This is a genomic window from Palleronia caenipelagi, from assembly GCF_007004065.1.
In the GTDB taxonomy this organism is placed as follows: domain Bacteria; phylum Pseudomonadota; class Alphaproteobacteria; order Rhodobacterales; family Rhodobacteraceae; genus Palleronia; species Palleronia caenipelagi.
The window spans coordinates 153,010-174,628 of record NZ_VFSV01000001.1; the positions used below are offsets into that span (position 1 = coordinate 153,010).

At 63.5% G+C, this 21,619-nt stretch carries 16 protein-coding genes; 7 read left to right on the plus strand and 9 right to left on the minus strand.

Going from position 1 to position 21,619, the window contains the following annotated elements; translation table 11 throughout:
- Nucleotide 1: 1 nt before the first annotated feature.
- The 4 genes from fdhF (at nt 2) to FEV53_RS00750 (ending at nt 5,187) form a co-directional block, all read left to right on the plus strand.
- Nucleotides 2-2,779 carry a formate dehydrogenase subunit alpha gene (gene fdhF / locus FEV53_RS00735; protein ID WP_142832897.1) on the plus strand — a complete coding sequence of 926 codons (2,778 nt, stop codon included), beginning with the start codon at nt 2-4 and terminating at the stop codon, nt 2,777-2,779.
- A 105-nt stretch (nt 2,780-2,884) separates the two neighbouring features.
- A complete protein-coding gene (locus FEV53_RS00740; RefSeq protein ID WP_142832898.1) occupies nt 2,885-3,106 on the plus strand; it encodes a hypothetical protein in 222 nt (73 codons plus the stop codon).
- A 106-nt stretch (nt 3,107-3,212) separates the two neighbouring features.
- Complete coding sequence (locus tag FEV53_RS00745; RefSeq protein WP_142832899.1) at nt 3,213-4,508, plus strand: lipoprotein-releasing ABC transporter permease subunit; 1,296 nt, start codon at nt 3,213-3,215, stop codon at nt 4,506-4,508.
- Nucleotides 4,501-5,187: an ABC transporter ATP-binding protein gene (locus tag FEV53_RS00750; RefSeq protein ID WP_142832900.1), complete on the plus strand. Its 687-nt coding sequence runs from the start codon at nt 4,501-4,503 to the stop codon at nt 5,185-5,187. Before FEV53_RS00745 ends, FEV53_RS00750 begins: the two co-directional genes overlap by 8 nt.
- 108 nt (nt 5,188-5,295) lie before the next feature.
- Here FEV53_RS00750 and FEV53_RS00755 read toward each other — a convergent pair whose 3' ends face one another.
- The 4 genes from FEV53_RS00755 to FEV53_RS00770 form a co-directional block, all read right to left on the minus strand.
- Entirely contained in the window at nt 5,296-6,624 is a 1,329-nt protein-coding gene (locus FEV53_RS00755; RefSeq protein ID WP_246100692.1) for an aspartate aminotransferase family protein, read from the minus strand.
- A complete protein-coding gene (locus FEV53_RS00760) occupies nt 6,617-7,027 on the minus strand; it encodes a universal stress protein (protein WP_142832902.1) in 411 nt (136 codons plus the stop codon). Before FEV53_RS00760 ends, FEV53_RS00755 begins: the two co-directional genes overlap by 8 nt.
- 1 nt (nt 7,028) lies before the next feature.
- Complete coding sequence (locus FEV53_RS00765; protein ID WP_142832903.1) at nt 7,029-9,665, minus strand: TRAP transporter permease; 2,637 nt, start codon at nt 9,663-9,665, stop codon at nt 7,029-7,031.
- Nucleotides 9,666-9,770: 105 nt separating this feature from the next.
- A complete protein-coding gene (locus tag FEV53_RS00770) occupies nt 9,771-10,550 on the minus strand; it encodes a GH25 family lysozyme (RefSeq protein WP_142832904.1) in 780 nt (259 codons plus the stop codon).
- A gap of 79 nt (nt 10,551-10,629) precedes the next feature.
- Here FEV53_RS00770 and FEV53_RS00775 point away from each other — a divergent pair, with 79 nt between their 5' ends.
- On the plus strand, nt 10,630-11,739 hold the full coding sequence (locus FEV53_RS00775) for a hypothetical protein (RefSeq protein WP_142832905.1): 1,110 nt from the start codon (nt 10,630-10,632) through the stop codon (nt 11,737-11,739).
- A 46-nt stretch (nt 11,740-11,785) separates the two neighbouring features.
- On the opposite strand, the gene FEV53_RS00780 is transcribed toward FEV53_RS00775, so the two are convergent.
- The 5 genes from FEV53_RS00780 to FEV53_RS00800 are packed head-to-tail and all read right to left on the minus strand — an operon-like array spanning nt 11,786 to nt 17,264.
- On the minus strand, nt 11,786-12,862 hold the full coding sequence (locus FEV53_RS00780; protein ID WP_425465463.1) for a BMP family ABC transporter substrate-binding protein: 1,077 nt from the start codon (nt 12,860-12,862) through the stop codon (nt 11,786-11,788).
- Nucleotides 12,859-13,677 carry an ion transporter gene (locus FEV53_RS00785; protein ID WP_142832906.1) on the minus strand — a complete coding sequence of 273 codons (819 nt, stop codon included), beginning with the start codon at nt 13,675-13,677 and terminating at the stop codon, nt 12,859-12,861. Before FEV53_RS00785 ends, FEV53_RS00780 begins: the two co-directional genes overlap by 4 nt.
- A gap of 7 nt (nt 13,678-13,684) precedes the next feature.
- Nucleotides 13,685-14,614 carry an ABC transporter permease gene (locus FEV53_RS00790; RefSeq protein WP_142832907.1) on the minus strand — a complete coding sequence of 310 codons (930 nt, stop codon included), beginning with the start codon at nt 14,612-14,614 and terminating at the stop codon, nt 13,685-13,687.
- A 19-nt stretch (nt 14,615-14,633) separates the two neighbouring features.
- Complete coding sequence (locus tag FEV53_RS00795; RefSeq protein WP_142832908.1) at nt 14,634-15,722, minus strand: ABC transporter permease; 1,089 nt, start codon at nt 15,720-15,722, stop codon at nt 14,634-14,636.
- Between the two features lie 21 nt (nt 15,723-15,743).
- Entirely contained in the window at nt 15,744-17,264 is a 1,521-nt protein-coding gene (locus FEV53_RS00800; RefSeq protein WP_142832909.1) for an ABC transporter ATP-binding protein, read from the minus strand.
- Between the two features lie 255 nt (nt 17,265-17,519).
- On the opposite strand from FEV53_RS00800, the gene dnaE reads away from it, so the two are divergent.
- Both dnaE and FEV53_RS00810 read left to right on the plus strand, forming a co-directional pair.
- Nucleotides 17,520-21,017, plus strand: coding sequence for a DNA polymerase III subunit alpha (gene dnaE, locus FEV53_RS00805; protein ID WP_142832910.1), 3,498 nt, complete (start codon nt 17,520-17,522; stop codon nt 21,015-21,017).
- Nucleotides 21,017-21,556, plus strand: coding sequence for a hypothetical protein (locus FEV53_RS00810; RefSeq protein WP_142832911.1), 540 nt, complete (start codon nt 21,017-21,019; stop codon nt 21,554-21,556). The genes dnaE and FEV53_RS00810 overlap by 1 nt, the downstream gene beginning before the upstream one ends.
- Nucleotides 21,557-21,619: the final 63 nt, after the last annotated feature.

A 21,619-nucleotide genomic window follows, 5' to 3' on the forward strand; every position in this document is an offset into this window, starting at 1 on the left:
CATGACCGGATCTGTGAAAATCACTCTGGACGGGCGCGAGATCGAGGTCGAAGAAGGCCGGACCATCTGGCAGGCTGCTCAGGCGGAAGGCACCGATATTCCTCATCTTTGCTGGCGTGATGAACCGGGTTACCGGTCCGACGGCAATTGCCGCGCCTGCATGGTCGAGATCGAGGGTGAGAACGTGCTTGCGCCGTCCTGTGCCCGTGCCGTGACCGATGGCATGGTGATCCATACGACCAGTGACCGCGCCGTGAAATCGCGGGAGATGGTGTTTGAGCTGCTGGCCGCCGACATGCCTGCTGCCAAAGACGGCCCCGATGACGAGTCTGCGTTCTGGGGCTGGGCACGGGAAATGGGGATCTCTGATGAGGGTGAGGCCCGCTTGCCCGGCGCTGAGACCGCACCCTGCCACGACGTGACCAATCCGGCCATTGCGGTGAATTTTGAGGCATGCATCGCCTGCAATCTTTGCGTGCGGGCGTGCCGCGAAGTGCAGGTGAATGACGTGCTTGGGATGGCCGGTCGCGGCGCCCACGCGGTGCCGGTCTTCGACCAACAGGATCCGATGGGGCTGTCGACCTGCGTGACCTGCGGTGAATGCGTGCAGGCTTGTCCCACCGGCGCTCTGATGGAGAAATCCCTCATGGACACCGAGGCCAAGACCCGCGTGGTGGCCGAAGATGCCCTGGAGGTTGTGAAGTCTGTTTGTCCCTTCTGCGGCGTGGGCTGTCAGACCGAAGTTTCTGTGGCCGATGGCAAGATTGTCCGGGTCGACGGTCGCGACGGTCCGGCGAACGAGAACCGGCTCTGCGTGAAGGGGCGGTTCGGTTATGACTACGCCATGTCGCCGCGCCGCCTGACCAGGCCGCTGATCCGCCGCGACGACGCGCCCAAGGATGCGGTGCTCGACATGTCCAAAGACGTCTCCGAGCTGTTCCGCGAGGCCACATGGGACGAGGCCATGGAGCGCGCGGCAAAGGGTCTCGTCGAGATCCGGGACGCGGATGGGGGCGGGGCGATTGCGGGCTTTGGCTCGGCCAAGGGCTCCAACGAAGAGGCCTACCTGTTCCAGAAGCTCATCCGCGCGGGCTTTGGCACCAACAACGTGGACCACTGCACGCGGCTCTGCCATGCGTCCTCGGTCTCGGCGCTGCTCGAAGGCGTCGGCTCCGGCGCGGTTTCAGCGCCGTTCATGGACGCGGAAAAGGCCGATTGCGTGATCGTCATCGGCTCCCGTCCCACAGTGAACCACCCGGTCGCTGCGACTTATTTCAAGCGCGCTGCCAAGCGGGGAACAAAATTTGTCATCTGCGATCCGCGCAAGCAGGACATGATGCTCCATGCCGAGCATTCGCTTCAGTTCAAGCCAGGCACTGATGTGGCCATGCTGAACGCCATGCTGCACGTGATCGTCGAAGAAGAGCTCTACGAACGCGACTATATCGCCGCCAATGTCTCGGAGTTTGAAGCGCTCAAGGCCAAGGTCGCGGCGTTCTCACCCGAAGAGATGGCGCCGGTCTGCGGCATCGACGCGGACGAGCTGCGCGCGGTGGCCCGCCTCTACGCGACCTCCGAGCGGTCGATCATTTTCTGGGGCATGGGGGTCAGCCAGCATGTCCACGGAACGGATAACTGTCGCTGCCTGATCGCGTTGGCGCTGATCACCGGTCATGTGGGACGGCCCGGCACGGGTCTGCACCCGCTGCGGGGGCAGAACAACGTTCAGGGTGCGTCCGATGCAGGTCTGATTCCCATGTCCTTCCCCGATTATGTGCCGGTGACTGATCCCGAGGCACGGGCGCGGTTCGAGGATGCGTGGGGCCGTCCGCTGGATCCCGAAAAGGGCCTGACCGTGGTTGAAATCATCGACGCCATCCATGCCGGGGAGATCCGGGGGATGTATGTGATGGGCGAAAACCCGGCCATGTCCGATCCCGATCAGAACCACGCCCGTGGCGCGCTGGCCAAGCTCGACCATCTCGTGGTGCAGGATATCTTCCTCACGGAGACGGCGCGCTTTGCAGATGTGGTGCTGCCCGCCTCCGCTCATGCGGAGAAGCTTGGGACCTTTACCAATTCCAACCGGCAGGTGCAGATGGGTCGTCCTGCGATTCCGATGCCCGGCGATGCGCGGCAGGATCTGGAACTGCTGATCGATCTGGGCAAGCGCTGCGGCATGGATTGGGATTATGCCGGACCTGCCGAGGTCTTCGCGGAGATGGCGTCGCTGATGCCGTCACTCACGGGCATCTCGTGGGAAATGGTCGAGGCCGAGGACAGCGTGACCTACCCGCTGGACGGCGACACTCAGAAATGGGTGATCTTCGACCAGGGCTTCCCGACGAAGGACAAACGCGGCAAGCTTGTGCCCGCCGATCTGGTGCCGCCCGATGAGCTTCCCGACAGCGAGTTCCCGATGGTGCTGACCACCGGGCGTTTGCTGGAGCACTGGCACACGGGCGCGATGACGCGGCCCTCTGATGTGCTGGATGCGCTTGAGCCCGAAGCCATGGCGGCCATGAACCCGGGTGAGATCGCGCGGGCGGGACTCTCGGCGGGACAGCAAGTCACCGTAGAGACCCGGCGCGGCACGATCACCGCGACGCTCCGCGCCGACCGGGACGTGGCGGACGGAATGGTGTTTGTGCCGTTCTGCTTCTTTGAAGCGCCCGCCAACATGCTGACCAACCCGTCTCTGGATCCGTTCGGCAAGATCCCCGAGTTCAAGTTCTGCGCTGCGCGTGTGCGGTCCGGGGAGGTGCTCGCCGCCGAGTAAGCCATGCGGTTGCTGCAATGCGGCATTTCGGGATTGGGCGTAGAGCTGCGCCCGTCCTCCCCATAAATACTCCGGCGACCCCATACACGCCGGAGTATAAAATCCATGGCTCACACCTTTGACAGCACCCTCACCGCCTCCGCCTCTGAAAAGAAGGGCGGCCTCTGGGCAGCCCTCAGCCGCGGCTTCGTGGCCTTTTGCGAGGCCCAGTCGCGCCAGAAAGACGTCGCCTATTTCGAGGCCAAGAGCGACGAAGAGCTCGCCGCCATGGGCCTGAAGCGCGCGGACATCGTGCGCCACGTCTTCCGCGACCGGATGTTCCTCTGACCTGACGACTGCGATCACGGGACGCGGTTTCGTGATCGCCTGCCGGGGCGGGCTTGACGATGGGAGCGGATTCTCGCACTGACGCGCAACGTCCAGTGGAGCCCTCATGTCCAGCCCAGCCCCGTTTTCCCGTTTCGAATGGATGATCGCCTGGCGCTACCTGCGCGCCCGCCGCGCCGAAGGCGGCGTCAGCGTGATGACCTGGATCAGCCTGATCGGTATCACCCTCGCGGTTTTTGCGCTGATCGCCACGCTTGCCGTGCGGGCGGGATTCCGGGCGGAGTTTGTGGACACAATCCTCGGGGCCAACGCCCATGTGACGGTCTATTCCGTGCCCTACACGTCCGAGACCGGCGCAACCTCCCGCGCGATTACCGATTATGACGCGATGGCTGAGCGGGTGCGTGCAGTGCCCGGCGTGGTCCGCGCCGCGCCGCTCGTCAAAGGGCAGGTCATGGCGAGCTTTCAGGGCGAAACCCGGGGGGTGCAGGTCTTTGGCATGCGGGCTGACGATCTGCGCGCCTTGCCGCGCATCGCGGATCCGGAAACCTCGCTCGGGTCTCTGGATGGTTATGGCGTTGAGAACAATCCGGTTATTGCCATCGGCACCGGCGTGGCGCGGGAGCTGGGCGTTGTCGTAGGCGACACGATCCGGCTGATCTCGCCTGACGGGGCCAGGACGCCCTTTGGGACCACGCCGCGCGTGTCCAACTACATGGTCGGCTATATCTTTTCCGCCGGACGCTATGATGTGGACGTGACGCGGGTCTACATGCCCTTCGCCGAGGCGCAGGTCTATTTCAACTCCGAGGGTGCCGCGACAGAACTTGAGGTGATCACTGAGCACCCCGAAGAAGTGGACGAGATTGTCGGTCCGATCCTCACCGCGGCCGGCGAGCGGACCATCGGCTGGACGTGGAAGAACGCCAGCGGCAGTTTCCTCCGCGCCCTCGATATCGAGGATAACGTGATGTTCGTCATCCTGTCGGTGCTGGTGCTGATCGCGGCCATGAACATCGTCTCGGGCCTGATCATGCTGGTGAAGAACAAGGGCCGCGACATCGGCATCCTGCGCACCATCGGCCTGACTGAAGGGACGATTCTGCGGGTCTTCTTTATCTGCGGATCACTCACCGGGGTCATCGGGACATTGGGGGGCGTCGCGCTGGGGGTGTTGTTCGCGACCTATATCGATCCGATCTTCTCCTTTGTGAACTACGTGGCCGGTGGCGGGGTCTGGGATCCGTCGATCCGCGGCATCTACGCGCTTCCGGCAAAGCTGCAGTGGGGTGATGTCATGTCCGCGGTGATTCTTTCGCTGGGGTTAAGCTTTGTGGTGACAATCTTCCCGGCGCGCCGTGCTGCGCGGATGAACCCGGTGGAGGCCCTGCGCTATGAGTGACATGATCTCACTGGAACTCGACGGGATCGAGAAGGCCTATAACAAAGGCACCGACAAGGAAGTCGCCGTGCTGCGCGGCGCGTCCGTCGCGATCAAGGCAGGTGAGGCCGTGGCGCTGGTGGCCCCGTCGGGGACCGGCAAGTCGACTTTGCTGCACATCGCGGGCCTGTTGGACACGGCCGATGCAGGCGCGGTGCGGATCGGGGGCGAGGAGATGACCGGCCTCAGCGACCGCCGCCGGACCGGGGTGCGGCGGCGGGATGTGGGCTTTGTCTATCAGTTCCACCACCTGTTGCCGGAGTTCACGGCCGAAGAAAATATTGTTTTGCCCCAACTCGCTGAGGGCGTGGCACAGAGCGTCGCCGCCGGCCATGCGCGGGCTTTGATGGAGAGCGTCGGCGTCGGTGGCCGGGCCGATCACCGGCCTGCGGCGCTGTCGGGTGGCGAACAACAGCGGGTGGCGTTCTGCCGTGCCCTGGCGAACCGTCCCCGGGTGCTGCTGGCCGATGAGCCGACGGGGAACCTCGATCCTGAGACGTCCGATACCGTGTTCGAGGCGATGATGACGCTGGTGCGGGAAACGGGGCTCGCGGCCTTGATCGCGACCCACAATATGGAGCTCGCCGCGCGTATGGACCGGGTGCTGAGGCTCCAGGACGGGCGGATCGTCTGCGATTGATCGGGGTAGGGGCGCTGCCCCCGAGGACCTGACGGTCCTCTCCCCCGGGGTAATTTCTGACAAAAAGAATAAGGGCGCCTCGCGCGGCGCCCCTTGTTTTGGTGTCGGTCAGTTGGTCAGGGCTGTGTCGATGGCCCGAGCAAGTTTGTCCGTGAGTTCGTCGATCTGGTCATCCGAGATGATGAAAGGCGGAGCGAGCAGGATGTGGTCGCCGTGCTTGCCATCAATCGTCCCACCCGCCGGATAGCAGATCAGGCCGTTTTCCATCGCCGCCTTCTTGACCCTTGCATGGGTTTTTCGGGAGGGATCCAGGACGGCTTTGGTCTCGCGGTCGGCCACCAGTTCGATGCCCCGGAAGAGACCCCGACCCCGGATATCGCCCACATGGGGGTGCTGGCCAAGGCGGTCCGTGAGGGCGGCGACGAGGCGGTCGCCCTTGGCGTTGACGCCTGCCACGAGTCCATCGTCGATGAGCCGTTCGAGCACCGCATTGGCGGCGGCGGCGGCGAGCGGGTGGCCGTGATAGGTGTGGCCGTGCTGGAACGCCCCCGAGCCGTCAGCGATGGCTCGGTAGATATGTTCCTGACAGAGCATCGCGCCGATGGAGGCGTAGCCCGCGCCGAGGCCCTTGGCGATGGTGACGATATCGGGGGAGATGCCGTCCTGTTCGCAGGCAAAAAGCGTGCCGGTCCGGCCCATGCCGCACATGACCTCGTCGAGGATCAAGAGGATGCCATGGGTGTCACAGATCTCGCGGATGCGCTTGAAGTAGCCGGGAACAGGAGCCAGCGCGCCGGCAGTGGCCCCCACCACGGGTTCTGCGATGAAGGCGATGACGCTGTCCGGGCCGAGCTCAACGAGTTTCTCCTCCAGCTCATTGGCCACGCGCAACCCGTACTCTTCGGCGCTCTCGCCATCCTGCTGGTCCCGATAGGGGTAGCAGGGAGCGATGTGATGGCACTGGACCAGCAGCGGCTGGTAGTTCTCGCGGCGCCACGCATTGCCGCCCGCAGCCAGCGCCCCGAGCGTATTGCCGTGGTAGCTTTGGCGGCGGGCGATGATGTGTCGTCGCTGGGGCTCGCCCTTTTCAAGGAAGAACTGGCGGGCCAGTTTCAGCGCCGCTTCAACCGCTTCGGACCCGCCGGAGAGGGGGTAGACGCGGGTGATGCCTTCGGGGGCGTTCTCGACCAGCTTACGCGCCAGACGCTCGGTCACGTCGGTAGTAAAGAACCCCGTATGGGCAAAAGCGACCTGATCGAGTTGGGCATGCACAGCGGCGCGCACCTTCTCGTCCGAATGGCCGAGGCAGGAGACGGCCGCGCCCCCCGATCCGTCCAGATAACGGCGCCCGTCGGCGTCGATCAGATAGCATCCCTCTCCGGCGACGGCCTTGCGCAGCGCCGCCGAAGAGCGTCCGAATACCGCCGTATCAGCCACGGGCGAGGAACACCGAGCATTCCGAATAGCGCGCCACGCGCGCCGCATTCGGACCGAGGAGGTTGTCGCTGGAGGAGCCCATGACGATCACGTCCACGTTCAGCTTCTTCGCGGCCGCGGTGATCTCGTCATAGATGCGCCCCCGCACCACGTGGGGGTGGATCTCCTGTGTCTCCGGGATATGCGTGTTCACCCACGCTGTCAGCTGTTCGCCCAGATCGTGAAGCGCCTGCGTGACGAACGCATCGTCAAAGAAGTTAGCGACCATAGGCATGCCGAAATTCGGCATCACGGCGATGATGTGAAGAACACCGCCCTCGGCGAGGTGCAGAGCCCTCGGCAAGGCGTGTTCCCAAGATGCGGGGTCTCCCAGGTCGATGGGGAGGAGGATTGTGTTTGACATATCAGAAAGCCGGTTTGGTTTGGCGACGGCGCTGCAGAACGATAACGAGGCCCAGCAGCAAGAGGGCGGGGATGTAGAAGATCTGCGCCGGCAGACGGCTCGCATTCGGGGCCAGAACCTCCGTGATGCGTACCGGCTTGTCGGCGTAGAAGTCGAAATCGGCGAGCTTTTCCTGCAAAGGAGTGCCGAACATGGGCTCGTCGATGGCGCCGGGGGCCATGCCGGTGAGCATGACGCCGGTGGCGTTCATACGGGCGGCGGTGTCGCCTTCGGGCACGTCGAGGGCCAGTGTCGTCTCGGCCATGTCGCCGGTGTTGAAATCCGGTCCCGCGATCTTGATGCGGATCTTTTCGCCGGTCTGGGCGTCCGCGAGGATCTGTTCGAAGCCCGCCGGGTCCTGCACGGTGAATTTCGGCTGGATTCGGTCAAGCCAGAAATTCGGCACGAAGAGCGTGAAGGCCACGAGGAGCAGCATGAGCGACTCGAAGATATTTGACTTCGCGAGGAAGTAGCCCTGGGTGGCGGCCGCGAACAGCAGCATCGCGATGGTGGCGATGAAAAACACGCTGATCGCCTGGATGATCCCGCCAGTGGTTCCGAGATCCACACCGTAGAGGATGAGGGTCGGATTGTAGATGAACAGGAAGGGCAGCGCGACCGTCCGCAGCGAATAGAAGAAAGCGGTGAAGCCGGTCTTGATCGGATCGCCGCCGGAGACGGCGGCGGCGGCAAAGGACGCGAGGCCCACAGGCGGTGTCACGTCGGCCATGATGCCGAAATAGAACACGAAGAGGTGGGCTGCGATGAGCGGAACGATCAGTCCCTCTTGCGCGCCCAGCGAGACCACGACCGAAGCCATGAGCGAGGACACCACGATGTAGTTTGCCGTCGTGGGCAGACCCATGCCGAGGATCAGGCTGAACACACCCACGAGCAAGAGCATGATGAACAGGTTGCCGAAAGACAGCGCTTCGACGAGACCAGCCAGTTCGGTTCCGATAGGGGTCTTGGTCACCGTTGCGACGATGATGCCCGCAGCGGCGGTGGCGACGCCGATTCCGATCATGTTACGGGCACCCGCGATGAGGCCCTCACGCAGATCAACCAGACCGTCATTGAACGCAGCGCCGGTGCGGCTCTCGCCCCGGAACAGCGCCTTCAGCGGCTTTTGCGTCACGATGATGAACAACATCAGCGCCGTGGCATAGAAGGCCGATTTTGCCGGGGATTGCTGTTCGACCATCAGGAACCAGACGAGGACGAGGATCGGCAGAACATAATGCAGACCGGTTTTCCAGACGTCAGCAACCTTCGGCAGAGCGATGCCTTCGCCGTGATCTTCGAGGGCGGAGGGGTCCAGCTCATGTTGGTTGGCGGAAACCTTAACCAGCCAGAGATAGACAGCCAGCAAACCGATCGCGGCCACCGGTCCGGCGAGGCCGGGCAGGGCGGCGTTCAGACCGTTGATCAGGTAGATCAGAGCCGTGAAGCCGAAGCCGAACACCGCAAACCCGATGGCGAAATTCACAGCCATCCGACCCAGCGAGGATCCGACGCCGAGGGCGGGCATGTCCTTCTTCAGGGCTTCGAGGTGCACGATGTAGACCAGCGCGATGTAGGAGATCACCGCCGGGATGAAGGCGTGCTTGATGACCTCGACATAGGAGATGCCGATGAACTCGACCATCAGGAAGGCCGCCGCGCCCATGACCGGAGGCATGATCTGGCCGTTCACCGAGGAGGCGACCTCGACCGAGCCGGCTTGTTCGTTGGTGAAGCCCACGCGCTTCATCAGCGGGATGGTAAAGGTGCCGGTGGTGACCACGTTGGCGATGGACGACCCGGAGATCAGGCCAGTCATGGCGGAGCCGACGACTGCCGCCTTGGCCGGGCCGCCGCGAAGGTGACCGAGGCCCGCGAATGCGAGCTGAATGAAGTAGTTGCCCGCGCCCGCCTTGTCGAGGAGCGAGCCGAACAGCACGAAGAGGAACACGAAGGCCGTCGAGACGCCCAGCGGGATGCCGAACACGCCCGCGGTGTCGAGCCATTGCGCGGTGATCAGAGAGGTAAAGCTGAGCCCCTCATGTTCGATCAGTTCCGGGATGAGCCAGCCGGTCCCGAAATAGGCATAGGCGAGGAAGATCGCACCGACGATGGTCAGGGCCGGTCCCAGCGCACGGCGGGACGCTTCGAGCAGCAGCACGAGGCCCACGGCGCCGATGATGACCTGCGTCTGGGTCGGCAGGCCAGAGCGGGCGGTGTCGGCCAGCCGGTCGGCGAAGAAGAAGATGTAAAGCGCGGTCCCGGTCGCCACGAGCGCCATGATCCAGTCGGTCAGGGGAACGCGGTCGCGCGGGCTGTGCTTGGTGGCAGGATAGCAGAAGAAGGCGAGGAAGACGGCAAAGGCGAGGTGCAGCGGTCGGGTCTCCGAAGAGTTCAGTACCGGAAATGTACCGCCAAACCAAAGCATTGGCTGGGCAATCCAGAGCTGGAACAGGGACCAGATCAGCGCAACAGCCGCAATCAGCGCCGCAATCGACCGCGAGGCAGGCGAACGGGCTCCGGCATCCGAAGATGCCACCAGATCCTGCAATTCATCGTCGGTGAATTGCCGATCTGTCTCATTCGAGTTGGTCATGAAACGATTGTCTCCCTCTTGGCCCTGTGCCGGATCTCTCGGCACAGGGATTCGTCCTGACGCGTTACTTTGCGGTATTTCCCGGGATTATGCCAGAAACCGCGATCAGCGGATGGCTCTTCGCCCGTACCACGATTGCCAGTCTGCCGGACTCCCGTTGAAGGCGTTTAGATCCACGTCCCCTGCGATCCCCGGAACACGCCCAGTCGCCGAGTACTGCCAGATCCGCCATGGGGTGCGGTCATAGACCTCGCGGACCGGCTTTGCTGTGGAGCGCAGCCAGAATTCGGCGCGCAGTGGCCGAAGGTCGCGGTCGTCCCAGATCTCCTTCGTCGCGTAGACCAGCGGGCGCTGGCCGTAATGACGCTCCAGGATGTCGAGGAAAATCTGCGCCTCGCGGATAACCTCACCCTGCGGCGGACGACGGGTGCAGGTGGGGGAGAAGGGCGTCCATTCCAGATCCAGAACCGGTGGCAGGTCGCCCGCGCGCTTGGGGACGTTACGAATAAACCAGCGCGCCTGCTCGGCAGCTGGGCGGCACCAGTAGAAGAAGTGGTACGCTCCCACCGCGACACCCGCGCGTGCCGCGTTGTCGTGGTTCGCGGCAAAGGCCACATCCAAGAGGTCGCCGCCCTCCGTGGCCTTGATCCAGGCAAAATTCACCCCGGCGCGCTTTGCGGCGTTCCAGTCGATTGTGGCCTGATATTTGGACAGATCGACGCCGTGGACGCGAAAATTGCGGGGGCTCTGACTGCCAAACTCAACCGGATCGGCATCGGAGAATTGCGGCGGACGGGTCTGGGAAGCATTCACATCGGTCCGCACCGGTTCCGACCGGCCACAGGCTGTAAGGAAGACAAGTACAAGGAAAAAAGCACGGCGCATTTGCAGCCTCATGATGATGGACGGGTCGCCCCCAAGCGCGTGACGGTGATCGGCGGCGCGGTCTCCGGGGCACTCTTACTTGTGCCTTAGCATTCGCGTTAAGGGGGTAAAACCTTTCTCCTCCGAAATGCCGAAAAATGTGATAGTATGGGCCTATTGTTCAGTCATTTTTAAAGGAGTACATTTCATGCCAGACGGATCCGTTCCACCGGACGAGCCCCATAAACCAGCTTCCAATGCGATGGGACCCTCGGATCCTTCGACCGAGGCTCTGAGGGAAGAGGCCGCGCCCTGCCGCCCGCGATTGGGTGAAAGGGACACCCGCGGTGCCGAAATTCGCGAGGTGCATTGGTGCTTGCCGGAATTTATGGTGTATCGTTGCGACGATGGAGTGTTTGCGTGCTTCTCCGATGATCCGGAGACAGCCCGCACCCAGTTGAAAAGTTATCTCTCGCTGGGTGTCAGTCTCGCCGAAATCGAACATCTGCGCGGTTTGTGGGACGATGGGCTCGACTTTCGCTGGTGGAATCCGTTCAGTTGGAAACAACCGGTCTCCAAACGGCGCAAACAGATCAGCGAGCTGGCCCATAATCGTGAGGTTGCCCGGTGCATCGCGCAGGCTCTGATCGGAGATGTTGCCGAATCCAAGGCGGGGCTGAGCGCGCTGCGGGAACGCTGGGCGGCGCAAAACCGGAACTGGATGCGGGTCGTGCATCTGATGGTGAATATCCTGCTGGTGCTGTTCGTGGTCATCTTCTGCCTGACCCTGGTGCGCAGCAATTACGTGTCAGCCTTTGGTTTCAACGCAAAAGAGATGACGCTTGCCTCGATGATGGGGGCTGTGGGGGCGTTGTTTTCGACGACGGTCGGTTTGCGCAACATGGCTGTCGATCCGTCCGTGCGTATGATCGTGCATTTCGTCTACGCACTCCAGCGGATCATGGTCGGCGTATTGGGCGCGATGGTGCTGTATATCGGCTTACGAGCTGGCGTGCTCTTCGAACTGATGGCGCCGGGCTTGCAAGAAGCCGAGCCCATTGGTCCCAGTCAGGATTTTGAGCGATATTGGTTGGCCTTTGCGTCCATTCTCGCCGGGTTCAGTGAGCGGCTGGTTCCGAACATGCTTAGCAGCCGTTCCGCTGAAGTGGACCAAGCTGACAGCGGGCCGAAATCTGACACGACGGCCTAGGGGAAATTCGGGGCGCGCTGGATTCTGCCGCGCGCCCCGGATCAGTTTAGTTCGGGATGTCGCCGGACAGGCCTTCGACATAGAAATCCATACCCGCGAGCGTGCCGTCATCGGCGGTCTCGCCTTCGACGAGCCACGCGGAACCGTCCTGCTTGTTGATCGGCCCGGTGAACGGATGGGTCTCGCCGGACGCGATGGCGTCTTTGAGTGCCAGCGCTTCGGCCTTCACGTCAGCAGGCACGGCGTCGGAGATCTCTCCGATTTCCACCATGCCGGGTGCGATGCCGTCCCAGGTGGACTTGCTCTCCCAGGTACCATCCATCACCGCCTGCACGCGGTCGATGTAATAGGGCGCCCAGTTGTCGATGATCGACGAGACGCGCGGCATCGGGGCGTATTCGCCCATATCCGAGGCCTGACCGAAGGTGATCACGTTCCCGGCTTCGGCGGCCGCGGCCTGCGGGGCGGTGGAGTCGGTATGCTGGAGCACCACGTCCGCGCCCTGTTCGATCAGCGCCTTGGCGGCGTCGGCTTCCTTGGCCGGGTCGAACCATGTGAAGGCCCAGACCACGTTGAACTCCACATCGGGGTTCACTTTCTTCGCCGCGAGATAGGCGGCGTTGATGCCGCGGATCACTTCGGGGATGGGGAAGGAGGCGATGTAGCCGATCTTGTTCGACTTGGTCATCCGGCCTGCGATGAGGCCTTGCACAGCCCGGCCCTCATAGAAACGGGCGGAGTAGTTGGAGACGTTCTCGGCGGTCTTGTAGCCGGTGGCGTGCTCGAACTTCACATCCGGAAACTTGGCCGCGACATTCATCGTCGGGTCCATGTAGCCGAAGGAGGTTGTAAAGATCAGATCGGCGCCAGACAGCGCCATCTGAGTCATGACGCGCTCGGCATCGGCCCCCTCGGGGACGCTCTCCTGATAGACGGTCTCGACCTTGTCGCCGAAATGCTCTTCGACGGCCAGACGGCCCTGATTGTGCTCATAGCTCCAGCCGCCATCGCCGACGGGGCCCACGTAGATAAAGCCGACCTTGGTCTTGTCGTCCTGAGCGAACGCGCCGGTGGCCAGCGCGGCCAGCGCCGCGGCGCCGAGCAGGGTTCTTCTGCGGATCATGAGGGGTCTCTCCCTGTTGCAGTGTTGGAAGTGTCGTCGTCTGTGGTGTCGGACTTGTCCGTCCCGGACTGGGTAATCGGCGCGCCGGGTTTCGACGCGCTGGCGCTGCGGCGGACGCCCGATTCCTTCAGGAGTGCGGTGGTGATCAGACTGCCGGGGATCGCCACGATCCCAAGCCCGACCAGCAGCGTCAGCGTCGTAAAGAACCGCCCCCCCGTGGTGATCGGGTAGATGTCGCCATAGCCCACCGTGGTGAAGGTCGCGACCGCCCACCAAAGCGCGTCAGGGATCGACTGAAACGCATCAGGCTGGGCCTCATGCTCGAAATAGTAGATCCCGACAGCGGAGAGGAACATCACGATGGCGGCGAGGAAGATGAAGACCAGCAGCTCTTCCTTGCAGTCCGAGAGCGCCTCCTCGATGCGGAACACCGCGTTGTTGAGCCGCAGGAGTTTCAGCATGCGGAGCGCCAGAAACAGCCGCAGGCTGCGCAGGGCCTGAATATCGGGTGTCATCAGCAGCAGCGCGGGCGCCACCGCCGCGAGGTCGATCAGGCCCCAAAAGCTGAAGATGTAGCGCAGCCTGTGTTCGGCACTCCAGACCCGGACTGCGTATTCGATGGCGAACACCGCGAGCAGCACAAATTCCACGATGACAAGGATGCCGTTCACGGAAGGGGGCAGCGATTTCATGCTCTCCATAGTGATCGCTGCAGCCGTCAGACCGATGGCGACGTAGAGCACGATCACAAAGGCCCGACCATATGTCGGATCTTCGCCCTCCAACGCCAGTCTTGCCCGCTTCTTGGTTATCATCCGTTCGTCATGCCTGCGCGTGGAAGGGTTTGCCGAGACTTGCGGGCGCGGCGGTGCTGCGCCCTTTGCGCCGAGACATAACGACCAGCACAAGGATTGTCACCAGATAGGGGGACATGGACAGATACTCCACCGGCAGCGCCACCCCGGCGGCTTGCAGGTTCAGCTGCAAAACCGTCAGCCCGCCAAAGAGATATGCGCCGATCAGAATCCGACCCGCGCGCCACGAGGCAAAGACCACGATCGCCAGTGCGATCCAGCCCGCGCCCGCCGTCATACCTTCGGTCCATTGGGGCACCCGCACGAGGCTGAGATATGCCCCGCCAAGCCCGGCCATCGCGCCGCCGAAGGCGATGGCGGCGAGGCGGTAGCCCAGCACCTTCAGCCCCAGCGCATGGGCCGCGTCATGGTTCTCGCCGATGGCCCGCAGGGTCAGGCCGGTGCGGGTGCGGTTCAGAACCCACCACACGGCAACCGTCAGGGCGAGGCTGGCATAGACCATCCAGTCATGGCTGAAAAACGCCCGTCCGAAAAACGGCAGATCCGAGAGCGGCCCGAGGTCGAGGCGGGGAGTGGAGGGCGGCTTGATCCCCACATAGCTCTGCCCCACGAGCGATGACAGTCCGAGGCCGAACAGCGTCAGAGCCAGCCCCGTTGCCACCTGATTGGACAGAAGCCCCAGCACCAGCGCGCCGAACACCATACTGAGCGCAGCGCCTCCGAGCGCGGCGGCGCCAAAGCCCAGAACGGGCGAGCCGCTCTCCACCGCGATGGCAAAGCCGCAGATCGCGCCGGTGATCATCATCCCCTCGACCCCGAGGTTCAGCACCCCGGCCTTTTCCACCACCAGCTCGCCCAAAGCGGCCAGCAGGAGCGGCGTCGAGGCGACCATCAGCGAGGCTACCATCAATTCTGGGGAAATGGCGCTTAGATCCATGGCTTACCTCCCTCGCGGTTCATGCCCGCACCTCGCGACGACCCAGCCGGATCCGGTAATTGGTCAGCACATCCACGGCCAGCAGGAAGAACAGCAGCATGCCCTGAAAGGCCTGAATGGCGGCGATTGGAATCCCCAGCATAAAGGACGCAAGCTCACCGCCGATATAGGTCAGCGCCATCAGAAGCCCCGCCAGCACGATGCCGATGGGATGGAGCCGCCCCAGAAAGGCCACGATGATTGCAGTAAACCCGTAGCCCACGTTGAAATCGATGCTGATCTGGCCTGCGGGGCCGGTGGCCTCGAAGATCCCCGCCAGTCCCGCCAGCGCACCCGAGAGGCCGAGGCAGAAAATCACCAGCCGCTCCGGAACGACGCCTGCGAAGCGCGCGGCCCTCGGCGATTGCCCGGCGAGGCGGATGTGAAAGCCCAGCAGATGCTTTTGTAGCAGGATATAGGCGAAGATCACCGCGATGATCGCGGCCACCACGCCCCAGTGAGCGCCCGTGCCCGGGATCAGCTCCGGGTTCGCTGCGGCAGGCCATTGGGACAGGTTGCGCGAGCCGGGAAAGCCCCCGCCATCGGGGTTGCGCAACGTGCCCACGGCCATGGAGGCCAGCAGGTTCTCGGCCACATAGACCAGCAAGAGCGACACGAGGATCTCGTTGGTGTGGAAACGGGTTTTCAGGATCGCCGGGATCATCGCCCAGAGCCAGCCCCCGAGGGCGCCCGCGAGCACCATCATCGGGAAAATCAGGGGCGAGTCGGACGGGTAGAGCGCCAGACCCGCACCCGCGCCACAGAGCGCACCGATGATGTATTGCCCCTCGGCGCCGATATTCCAGATCCCGGCCCGAAAGCCGAGCGCGAGCCCGGTGGCGATCAGGATCAGGGGGGCGGCCTTGACCAGAAGTTGCGGCCTCGAATAGCTGGCGAACTGAGCGTCAAAGAGCGGATCGTAGAAGATAGTGCGGAGCGCGGCGACCGGGTCCTTGCCCAGCACCGCAAACATCAGCCCGCCCGCAACCAGCGTCAGAATCACTGCCAGCAGAGGTGTGGCCCAGGCCCAGACCCGCGAGGGCTGGGCGCGTTTTTCCAGCGCAATCATCGCGTGGCTCCCGTCGTGGGTCTAATGGGCATGGGCGGCCTCCATATCGTGGGCGCCGCCGAGCATCAGGCCGATTTCGCTGACCGTCAGGCCTTCGGTCGGGCGGAAGGGCGACAGGCGCCCTTCGGTCAGGGCGGCAAAGCGGTCTGAGACCTCCATCAGCTCGTCGAGATCCTGAGAGATGACGATCACCGCCGCTCCTTTGGCGGCGAGGTCCAGCAGCGCTTGGCGAATCGTCGCGGCGGCTGCGGCGTCCACCCCCCAGGTGGGCTGGTTGACCACGAGGACGCGGGGGTCCTGCAATATCTCGCGCCCGATCACGTATTTCTGGAGGTTGCCACCCGATAGCGCGCGTGCGGTGGTGCCGGGACCGGGGGTGCGCACGTCAAAGCGGGCAATGATCCCCTCCGCAAAATCCTTGGCGGCGCCCCAGTCGATCAGCCCGCGCCGCGCCAGCCCCTGCCGTCCCGCAGCAGAGACGATCGTGTTCTCGCTCAGGCTCATATCGGGTGCGGCGGCGTGGCCCAGTCGTTCTTCGGGTGCGGCCAGCAGCCCTGCGAGACGCCGGGGCTCCGGGCCTTTGCGTGACAGATCTGTACCGTCGAGGGTCACCGTTCCCGGCGCCGAGAGGCGCTCGCCCGACAGGGCCGAGAGCAGCTCATCCTGCCCGTTTCCGGCCACGCCACCGATGCCCACGACCTCGCCACTCGTCACCGAGAACGACACCTGCCGCAGCGCTGTACCGAATGCATGGGGCGGGGGCAGGGAGAGGTCGCGGATCTCCAGCGCTACGGCGCCGGGTGCGCTGCGGGGGCGGGTTGGCGGATCGAGTCGACGACCGACCATCAGTTCGGCCAGCCGCCCGGCGCTCTCTTCGGCGGGCACACACTGGCCCACCACCTCGCCATGGCGCAGGATCGTGGCGTGGTCGCACAGCGCGCGGATTTCCTCAAGCTTATGCGAAATGTAGAGGATCGAGGTGCCTTCCCCGCGGAGGGTGCGCAGGGTGTCAAAGAGCAGATCGACCTCCTGCGGGGTCAGCACGCTGGTGGGTTCATCCATGATCAGCAGGCGCGGTTTGCCCAGAAGGCACCGGACAATCTCGACACGCTGGCGCTCTCCTGCCGATAGATCGCCGACGATCTGCGCCGGATCGAGGGGCAGGCCGTAGTCTTCGCTGACCTCGCGAATGCGCTGGGCCAGATCCCGGCGGGGTGGCGGGTCGGACATGCCCAGCGCCACATTCTCGGCCACGTCGAGGGCATCAAAGAGGGAGAAGTGCTGGAAGACCATACCCACACCGGCTTCGCGGGCGGCCTCGGGCGACGCGGGAGTGTAGGGCGCGTCATCGAGCACCATCTGTCCGGCATCCGGGGTGACGAGGCCGAAGAGCATCTTGACCAGCGTGGATTTGCCCGCGCCGTTTTCGCCCAGAAGCGCATGGACCTCACCGCGCCCAATGGTGAGGGACACGTTATTATTGGCGATGACGCCCGGATAGGCCTTTGTGACGCCCTCGATCTGCAAGAGTGGTGTGGTCATGCCGACATGCTCTCCGCGACTCGTTCCTTCCAGAAACCCCGCTCAGGGATCTTTGGCAATGGTTTAGGGCGGACTAGAGAGGTGCTGACACGTTCCGGCTGCGTTTGAATTTTGCGCTGCGCCTCTGGCGGGTGGTGGTGTGGGGGCTGCCTGCCTTCCGACCGGCTGCTCCGGCATCCCCCCGGCGATATTTCCGGACAGGTGAAGACCAGATGAGCTCTTTCAGGCGGGCTTGGGCGGTCCTATGGTCAGACCATGACCGAACCGCGATTCATCCATCTCCGCCTCCACACCGAATATTCCCTGCTTGAAGGGGCCATGCGGCTGAAGAAACTTCCGGGTCAGATTGCAGCCATGGGGATGCCTGCCGTGGCCGTGACGGATACCGATAACCTCTTTGCTGCGCTGGAGTTTTCGGTCTCGGCTATGGGCGCGGGGGTGCAGCCGATCATCGGTTGCCAGATCTCGCTCGACTATGGGGCCGAAGCGCCGCGCGGGCAGATGTCGCTGCCTGCGCCGCTGGTTCTGCTGGCCCAGAATGAGACCGGGTATGAGCATCTGATGAAGCTGAACTCGGTGCTGTATCTCGAGGGCGACCGCTCGGTTCCGAGTGTCTCGGTGGACGATCTGGAGCACCATTCCGAAGGGCTGATCTGTCTGAGTGGCGGGCCTGACGGGCCGGTGGGGCGGCTGTTGCAGGCGGGTCAGCGGGACAAGGCCGAGGCGCTGATGGGGCGTCTTGCAGCGGTGTTTGCGGACCGGCTTTATGTAGAGTTGCAACGGCATCCGGGCGAGGGCGGTGCCTTGCCCGAGGCAGAGCGGCTGACGGAGCGCGGGCTGATCGAGATGGCCTATGCCATGGATCTGCCGCTCGTCGCGACCAATGACGTCTACTTCCCCAAGCCCGATATGTACGAGGCCCATGACGCGCTGATCTGCATCGCGGATGGGGCTTATGTGGACCAGAACGAGCCGCGCCGGCGGCTGACCTCGCAACACTACCTCAAGAGCCCGGCGGAGATGTGCGCGCTGTTCGCCGATCTGCCTGAGGCCACGCAGAACACGGTGGAGATCGCCCGACGCTGTGCCTTTGCCGCGTATAAGCGAGACCCGATCCTGCCGCGCTTTGCCGATGACGAGGTGGACGAACTGCGGCGGCAGGCGCGTGAGGGGCTGAAGGAGCGGCTGGCGGTGATCGATCCCGCCGCGCCGGTAAAGGAGTATGAACAGCGTCTCGATTTCGAGCTGGGGATTATCGAGGGGATGGGCTTCCCCGGATACTTCCTGATCGTTGCGGATTTCATCAAATGGGCCAAGGAGCATGACATCCCGGTGGGACCGGGACGGGGATCGGGCGCGGGCTCACTCGTAGCGTATGCGCTGACGATTACCGATTTGGATCCATTGCGTTACAGCCTGCTCTTCGAGCGATTTCTGAACCCTGAACGGGTGTCGATGCCGGATTTCGACATCGATTTCTGCATGGATCGCCGCGAGGAGGTGATTCACTACGTGCAGGAGAAATATGGCCGCGATCGGGTTGGGCAGATCATCACCTTTGGTGCGCTCCTGTCGAAGGCGGCGGTGCGTGATGTGGGGCGGGTTCTGCAGATGCCTTACGGGCAGGTGGACCGGCTCTCGAAGATGATCCCGGTTGAGGGGGTCAAGCCCGTCTCCATTGAGCAGGCCCTGCGCGATGAGCGACGGCTGCGTGAGGAGGCGAAGGCCGAAGAGGTCGTGGACCGGCTCCTGACCTATGGCCAGCAGGTCGAGGGGCTCTTGCGCAACGCCTCGACCCACGCGGCGGGGGTGGTGATCGGGGACCGCTCGCTGGATGAGCTGGTACCTCTCTACCGCGATCCGAAATCCGACATGCCCGCGACCCAGTTCAACATGAAATGGGTCGAGCAGGCGGGGCTGGTGAAATTCGACTTTCTCGGCCTGAAGACCCTGACGGTGATCCAGAACGCGGTCGATCTGATCAACCTGACGAGGCCGATCCATATCGGCCCCGATGGCGAGGAGCTGTATCAGCCCGCGGAGGGAGCGGAAAACCAGATCAACCTGATCCCTCTGGATGATCCGAAATCCTACGAACTTTACGCCAGGGCGCGGACGGTGGCGGTGTTCCAGGTGGAATCCACTGGCATGATGGACGCTCTGCGGCGGATGAAACCGACCTGTATCGAGGATATCGTGGCGTTGGTGGCGCTCTACCGGCCCGGTCCGATGGAGAACATTCCGACCTATTGCGAGGTGAAGAACGGACTCCGTGAAATCGCCTCGATCCATCCGCTGATCGACCATATTCTTGAGGAAACTCAAGGGATTATCGTTTATCAGGAGCAGGTGATGCAGATCGCTCAGGTGATGGCGGGCTATTCGCTCGGCGGCGCTGACCTGCTGCGCCGCGCTATGGGTAAGAAGATCAAGGAGGCCATGGATGCGGAGCGCCCGAAATTCACCAAGGGCGCGCTGGAGAACGGGGTTTCCGAGGAGAAGGCCAAGGAAGTCTTCGACCTGCTGGAGAAATTCGCCAATTACGGCTTCAACAAATCGCACGCGGCGGCCTATGCGGTGGTCAGCTACCAGACGGCCTGGCTGAAGGCGAACCACCCGGTCGAGTTCATGGCCGGCGTGATGAATTGCGATATTCACCTGACAGACAAGCTCGCTGTTTATGTCGAAGAAGCCCGGCGAGGGCTGAAGATCGAGATCGTTCCGCCCTGTGTGAATCGCTCTCAGGCGACGTTCTCCGTCGAGGGCGGCAAGATTATCTACGGGCTGGGAGCGCTGAAAAATGTGGGCGTAGAGGCCATGCGGCTGGTGGTCGAGGGGCGGGGGGACCGGCCCTTTGCGACCCTGTTCGATCTCGCCCGGCGGGTGGATTTGAAACGCGTTGGCAAGCGCCCGCTGGAGATGCTGGCGCGGGCCGGGGCGTTCGATCAGCTTGACCGGAACCGGCGGGCGATGCTCGACAATCTCGACCGGCTGGTGGCCTATTCCGCGGCGGTGCATGATCAGCGCGCCTCCAATCAGGTGTCGCTCTTTGGCGAAGCGGGCGATGACTTGCCCGAGCCGCGGCTGGTCCGCTCCGAGGACTGGCTGCCCATGGAACGGCTGGGCGAAGAACATAAGGCCGTAGGGTTCTATCTCTCGGGCCATCCGCTCGACGACTACATGGCGCCCTTGCGGCGCAAGGGTATCCAGACCCTCGAAGAGGTGACAAAGGCCGCCGAGCGTGGCCCATTAGTGGCAAAGATGGCAGGCTCCATTGCCGCGCGGCAGGAACGAAAATCCGCCCGCGGCAACCGGTTTGCCTTCGTGGGCCTCAGCGATCCGTCAGGTCTCTATGAGGTGGTGATCTTCTCCGATGTACTGGAGGCGAACCGCGATCATCTGGAACCCGGTCAGAACGTGGTCATTCAGGTCGAGGCAACCATGGAGTCGGAGCAGCTGAAACTGCTGGGTCGCTCTGTGTCGCCGGTCGACCCCATTGTGGCCGATGCGGGTAGTGCGGGGCTGAGGATCTATCTCGACGGCACCGGTCCGGTCGATCCCGTGGCGAAGGTCCTGACCCGCGCCGCCGAAGAATCCCGCCAGCGCGCTCGGGGCCCTGTGACCCTCTGCCTGCTCGACCCGACGCTGCCGGGCGAAGTAGAGGTGGCGCTGGGGCAGAGCTTTCCTGTAAACCCTGCCATCAAGGCCGCGCTGAAATCCCTGCACGGTGTCATGAGTGTTGAGGAAATCTGATGCGTTATCTCTTGCTGTGCTTGTCCCTGTTATTGCCCGCCTGTGTCGGTTCGGGCGGCGGCGGCGATATTGCGCCCGAGGTCACCCCGGCCATCGGTGGGATCGCAGAGGCCTGCGGTGTGCGCGGCCGGGCGCTGGGCACGCCGGTCTCGACCTTCCCCGAGCAGGGCAAGGCGCGCTTCACGCTCTACGACACCAACCCGTCCAGCTCCGGTGCGCGGGTCTTTCATGTGACCGGGTTTGCCGACAAATGCCCCCGGGCGATTCAGGCGGGCAACGTCGTCTTCGGCGCGCCCAGCGTTTATGACGTTCTGCGGATTGCCGGGGGTAGCTCAGTCTCGAGCCTTGTGGACACCACCTATGCCAGCATCAAACGGCGGGTTTGCGGGGTCGGACCAACGACCCCATGTCCCGGTGCAAGCATAGACGAGCTGGAGGCGCGGACGCTCTTCGTGACCGTCTACCCCCGTCTTGGCGGCGCACCTTCGGCCACATTGCTCATCGACCGGGGCAAAATCGTCGCAGCCTCTGGCGGATAATCGCCCGCAGACGAGTCTAGCAAAGTCTGGCAGGGCGGCTCAATGGCCGCCATGCCACCTCTT